At 72.0% G+C, this 5,827-nt stretch carries 4 protein-coding genes and 1 pseudogene; 1 reads left to right on the plus strand and 4 read right to left on the minus strand.

The window, feature by feature from the left end:
- The 4 genes from nrfD to ACTIR_RS0111830 form a co-directional block, all read right to left on the minus strand.
- On the minus strand, nt 1-849 hold an 849-nt coding region (nrfD, locus tag ACTIR_RS0111810; RefSeq protein WP_026454447.1), incomplete at its 3' end, for an NrfD/PsrC family molybdoenzyme membrane anchor subunit.
- Between the two features lie 53 nt (nt 850-902).
- A complete protein-coding gene (locus tag ACTIR_RS0111815) occupies nt 903-1,883 on the minus strand; it encodes a 4Fe-4S dicluster domain-containing protein (RefSeq protein WP_034239526.1) in 981 nt (326 codons plus the stop codon).
- A 1-nt stretch (nt 1,884) separates the two neighbouring features.
- On the minus strand, nt 1,885-5,139 hold the full coding sequence (gene fdh / locus ACTIR_RS0111820) for a formate dehydrogenase (RefSeq protein WP_199285613.1): 3,255 nt from the start codon (nt 5,137-5,139) through the stop codon (nt 1,885-1,887).
- Between the two features lie 76 nt (nt 5,140-5,215).
- On the minus strand, nt 5,216-5,500 hold the full coding sequence (locus ACTIR_RS0111830; RefSeq protein ID WP_007026288.1) for a hypothetical protein: 285 nt from the start codon (nt 5,498-5,500) through the stop codon (nt 5,216-5,218).
- Between the two features lie 135 nt (nt 5,501-5,635).
- Here ACTIR_RS0111830 and ACTIR_RS26570 point away from each other — a divergent pair.
- Nucleotides 5,636-5,827, plus strand: a pseudogene (locus tag ACTIR_RS26570) (hypothetical protein); the annotation flags it as partial.

Raw genomic sequence — 5,827 nt, forward strand, 5'->3', positions numbered from 1 at the left:
CCTGCCCGCGAACGCACCGGCCGTCCCGACGGCGGCGAGCGCCTCGCCGGCCCGATACAGGGCCCCGGAGCGGCCCCGGCGGTACGGTTCGGCGACCATGCCGAGCCGGTGCTCCAGCAGCCGGGAGGCCACGAGTTCCAGACCGGTCCCGAACAGGGCGAACCGGCGGGCGGGCGCACCGTCCCCGCCCGGGTCCGTGAGCAGGCCCAGTCCACCGGCGGCGACCGCCCCGGAGCCGACGAACACGTACGGCAGCTCGCGGTGCGCGTCGTGCCAGGCGGGCACCGCGGTGTCGCTGATCAACGCGGCGGTGTAGGCGGCGACACCCGGACCGGTCACCGCCGCTCCCGCGGTGGCCGCGGCACCGACACGGGGCAGCAGGCCGGTGACCGCCGTGGCGGCCGAGGCCCCGGCCAGCGGACCGTAGACCGACAGCAGCCAGGACCCCATGCTCATCGGTGAGGTCGGCTTCATCACCCGGAGCATGTTCAGGAACCGTTCCGGCCTGCCGAGGTCGTGCACCAGCGCGACCAGCGATCCGCCGACCGCGCCGAACGCGCCCACCTTGGCCACCGTCGCCGCCCGCCGTCGGCCGGTGAGCTGGGACCCCGCCCCGAGCAGGGAGGCGCCGCCCGCCAGGCCACCCAGGAAGAAGTAGGCCGGGATGTCGGGGACCTTCCACACCGGGCCGTTCAGCACCGGTTGGCCGTAGTAGGAGGTGAACTCGGTGTCCGGCACCACCGGCTGCTCGCCCTTCCCGCGCCGGCGTCGCCCGTTCCCGCGTGCCCCGGCCGGGACCGCGCCGGTGATCGCCTCCCGGCCCGGGCGCGAGCCCCCGTCCCCGGTCATACCCACCGTCCCCTCGTCGTCGCTGTCGTCCGTGTCGGAGCGCGGGACACCGCTCACCGCCGCCGCGTTCCCAGGAAGGCGGCGACGGCGCCCGCCATCAGCGTCGCCGCGGCCGAGCCCACGTGCCGCCACATGCGGGGCAGGTCCCGCGTGGTCACGACCGGATCGGGCGGCAGTCCGTACACCTCGGGCTCGTCCAGCAGCAGGAAGAACGCCCCGTCCCCGCCGACCCCGTCGTCCGGGTCCGCGCCGTAGAGCCGCGCGTCGGTGACCCCGGCCCCGTGCAGCTGCGCCACCCGCTGCTGCGCCCGTTCCCGCAACTCGTCGAGCGGCCCGAACTGGATCGAGTCGGTCGGGCACGCCTTCGCACAGGCGGGTTCGAGTCCGTTGCCGAGACGGTCGTAGCACAGGGTGCACTTCCACGCCCGGCCGTCGCCGGGTCGCTGATCGATCACCCCGTAGGGGCAGGCCGGGATGCAGTAGCCGCAGCCGTTGCAGATGTCCTCCTGCACCACCACGGTGCCGAACTCGGTGCGGAACAGCGAACCGGTGGGGCACACGTCCAGACAGGCGGCGTGCGTGCAGTGCTTGCACACGTCCGAGGCCATCAGCCAGCGGAAGTCGTCGCCCTGGCCGGGGGTCGTCGGGGTGGTCGCCGCGACGGTCGGGTCGGTGGCCGATCCGTGCTCGGCCATGGTGAGCACGTCGGTGTCGTGGTGCATCCCGACCTCTTGCGCGGCGAGCGGTTTGCGCTGCTCGATGAAGGCCACGTGCCGCCAGGTGTTCGCGCCCAGCCCCACGGTGTTGTCGTAGGACATGCCGGTGAGGTCCAGGCCGTCGTCCGGGACGGCGTTCCACTCCTTGCACGCCACCTCGCACGCCTTGCAGCCGATACACACCGTGGTGTCGGTGAAGAACCCCACCCGGGGCGGGTGGTCGGTGTGTCCGCTCGCGGCCGCGGGGTCGTACCCGGACTCCGGGCCGGACACGGCCCCGTCCGTGGTCAGGCCCCCGGTGGCGCCGACGGTGCCCATGTCAGACCTCCGTGCCGGTCTCGTCGGTGATGCCCGCGCGCCGCTGGTAGTCCCGCACGAGGTCCAGCCTCGCCGGGCCCCTGGGACGACGTCCGGGCCTGATGTCGCAGGCCAGTGCCTTCACCTCCTGGATGTGCACGTTCGGGTCGAGCGACATCCCGGACAGTTCGTTGGCCGCGTCGCCGGTGCTCGTCCCGTTCGGTCCCCAGTGGTAGGGCAGTCCCACCTGGTGCAGCGTGCGCCCGGCCACGGTCAGCGGGGCCAGCCGGTCGGTCACGATCACCCGCGCCTCGATGGCCGCGCGGGCGCTGACGATCGTGGCCCAGCCGAGGTGGTCCAGCCCCCGCTCGGCCGCCAGCTCGGGGGAGACCTCGCAGAACATCTCCGGCTGCAACTCGGCCAGATACGGCTGCCACCGGGACATCCCGCCCGCCGTGTGGTGTTCGGTCAGCCGGTACGTGGTCGTGACGTAGGGGAACAGCTCGGAACCCGGGTGCGTCCCGCTGGGCTGGTAGCGGCTGTAGGGGTGGCGCAGTATCTGCCGCACCGGGTTGCGCTGCTGGGTGTAGAGCGGGTTGTCGAACGGCGACTCCTGCGGCTCGTAGTGCGTCGGCAGCGGCCCGTCGGTGAGCCCGGACGGGGCGTACAGCCACGCCTTCCCGTCGGCCTGCATCACGAAGGCGTCGGTGCCGGACAGCGCGTCCGGCCCGGTCGCGTCCGGCTCCGGGACGAAGTCCGGCGGCCGCGTGCCCTTGAAGTCCGGGATGTCGTACCCGGTCCACCGTCCGTGGTCGGCGTCCCACCACAGGTAGGCCTTGCGCTCGCTCCACGGCCTGCCGTCCGGATCGGCCGAGGCCCGGTTGTAGAGGATGCGCCGGTTGAGCGGCCACGCCCACGCCCATTCGCTCGCGACCCAGTCCTGTTCGGCCGCGGGCTTGCGGCGCGCGGTCTGGTTCACGCCGTCGGCGTAGGCGCCGCAGTAGATCCAGCACCCGCAGGCGGTCGAACCGTCCTCGGCGAGCTGTTCGTAGGTGGACAGCGGGTTGCCCTCGGCGTCGAACCCGCCGATCTCGGCGAGCACCGCCTCGGCCTCCGGCTCGGCGGTGGGCCCCTTGGTGGGGTAGTCCCACGTCAGGTCGAGCACCGGGCGGTCCCGCTCCCGGTCGGAGGCGGCGAGCTTGTCCCGGATGATCCGCCCGAGGTGGTAGGTGAACCACAGCTCGCTGCGCGTGTCGCCCTCCGGCTCCACCGCCTGGAAGTGCCACTGGAGCAACCGCTGGGTGTTGGTGAAACTCCCGTCCTTCTCGGTGTGGGCGGCGGCGGGGAGGAAGAACACCTCGGTGCCGATGTCGGTGGTCGCGAGCTCCCCGCTCTCGATCTCGGGACCGTCCTTCCACCAGGTGGCGCTCTCGGTGAGCGAGAAGTCCCGCACGACGAGCCAGTCCAGGTTCGCCATGCCCATCCGCTGGGCCTTGGCGTCGGCCGAGCCGACCGCGGGATTCTCGCCCAGCAGGAAGTAGCCGTGGCAGCGGCCCTCCATCTGGGCCACGATCGTCTCGTAGGTGGAATGCCCCTCGGTCAGCCGCGGCAGGTGGTCGAAACAGAAGTCGTTCTCCGGCCGCGCGGCCGGGCCCCACCACGCCTTGAGCAGGCTGACGATGTAGGAGCGCATGTCGCCCCAGTAGCCCTTGTGCGCCGACTCGGCACGGACGAAGTTGTCCAGGTTCGCGTTGTCGTGCGCGTGCGGCATGGGGATGTAGCCCGGCAGCAGGTTGAACAGCGTCGGGATGTCGGTGGAGCCCTGGATCGAGGCGTGCCCGCGGAGGGCGAGGATGCCGCCGCCCGGCCTGCCGATGTTGCCCAGCAGCAGCTGCAGGATCGCCGCCGTGCGGATGTACTGCACCCCCACCGTGTGCTGGGTCCAGCCGACCGCGTAGGCGAACGCGGCGGTGCGGTCCCGGCCGGAGTTGGCGGTCAGCAGCTCGCACACCCGTCGGAACTGCTCCTGCGGCACGCCGCACACCTGCTCGACCAGCTCGGGGGTGTAGCGGGAGAAGTGCCGCCGGAGGATCTGGTACACACAGCGCGGGTGCGTCAGCGTGGGATCGGTCTCCGGTTCGTTCCGAATCTCCGGCCCTCCGGAGCCGTGCATCTCACCCCGGGCCTCCTCCCGCAGCTCCGCGCCCTCCCGCGTGCGGGTCTCCCACTGCTGTTCCCGCTGGCCGGACGCCGCCTGCACGGGGGTGCCCTGGTACTGCCAGGTGGAGACGTCGTAGACGCGGCCGTCGGCGTCCCAGCCGGAGAACACGCCGTCGAGGTCCTCGGTGTCGGCGAACTCCTCGGTGACGATCGACGACGCGTTGGTGTAGGCGAGCACGTACTCCCGGAAGTCCTTCCCCTCGGTGAGCACGTGGTTGATGATGCCGCCGAGGAAGGCGATGTCACTGCCCGCGCGCAGCGGCACGTGCACGTCGGAGACGGCACTGGTCCGGGTGAACCGGGGATCGACGTGGATCACCGTCGCGCCGCGGGCCTTGGCCTCCATCACCCACTGGAACCCGACGGGATGGCACTCGGCCATGTTGGATCCCTGGATGACGATGCAGTCCGAGTTCGCCAGGTCCTGCTGGAACGTCGTGGCGCCGCCGCGACCGAAGGAGGTTCCCAGACTGGGAACCGTGGAGGAGTGTCAAATACGGGCCTGGTTCTCGATCTGCACCGCGCCCAGTGCGGTGTAGAGCTTCTTGAGGAGGTAGTTCTCCTCGTTGTCGAGCACCGCCCCGCCGAGACTGGCGAACCCGATCGTCCGGTTCGTGCGGACACCGTCCACCTCGGACTCCCAGCCGCGGTCCCGCGCGTCGAGCACCCGGTCGGCGATCATGTCCATCGCCGTGTCGAGGTCGAGCGGCTCCCACTCGGTCCCGTACGGCCTGCGGTAGAGCACCCGGTGGGTGCGCGCGGACCCCGTCGTCAGCTGGAGGCTCGCCGATCCCTTCGGGCACAACCGGCCCCGGCTGATCGGCGAGTCGGGGTCACCCTCGATCTGGGTGATCCGCCCGTCGGAGACGTAGATGTTCTGCCCGCACCCGACCGCGCAGTACGGGCAGATCGACTTCACGACCTTGTCCGCCGTCGCGGTCCGCGGAGCGAGCGCCTCGCTGCCCGGGCTCTTGGCCGCGGCACCACGCCCGGTGGGATCGCCGTCGGTGAACTGCCGGACAACCGGCCACCCCTCGATCCACGTCCGTAGACCCATCGTCCACCCTCCGCGTGATCGGCCGTTCGCGGTCGCCGCGGGCCGGTCGGCCCACTTCCCCGATCGAACCACGGGTTCAGGCTCCGCGCATCTGCGCGTCCGCCCGGACCCGCGCACGCAACCAGCGGTGGACCGACTCCCGGGCCGCCGGGCTCTCCACGGGCGGATTGGACAACTCCTGGCCCGCCGGACGCAACCCGCGGGCACGCCCCTCCTCCGGCGCCGGGGCGTCCCCACCGTCGGCGGGCAGCCCCGTCGCGATCAGATACACCAGTCCGGGGGGAATGCCCAGCCTGCGTCCCACCTCGGTGTAGTCCGCACCGCCGGCGAGCGACGCCCGCACCTGCTCCCTGGTCGGCATCGTCCGCACCTCCTCACCCACAGGAATGATCGTGGGCGCATCGCGCCTACCTCGTGTGGTTCGTCCCGTGTGCCACTGCGGCATCGGGGTACCCCGCCCAAGTCCGTTCACACACAGTGAGGAGGGCGATGTGCTGTGACGTCGACATCCGGCGACACGACCGTCAAGTTCCGCCCGGACGCCCCACCGATCGTCTGCGGCGAGTGCGGGTTCCGCACCGCCCGCATCGCGGCACTGCTCGACCCGTCCGGCACGGAGACCGGCACGGCCGTCGTCTGCCTCCCGTGCCGTGAGCGGGAACGCGCCCGCGCGGCCGGCGCCGCGGGG

The organism is Saccharomonospora iraqiensis subsp. iraqiensis, from assembly GCF_000430445.1.
In the GTDB taxonomy this organism is placed as follows: domain Bacteria; phylum Actinomycetota; class Actinomycetes; order Mycobacteriales; family Pseudonocardiaceae; genus Saccharomonospora; species Saccharomonospora iraqiensis.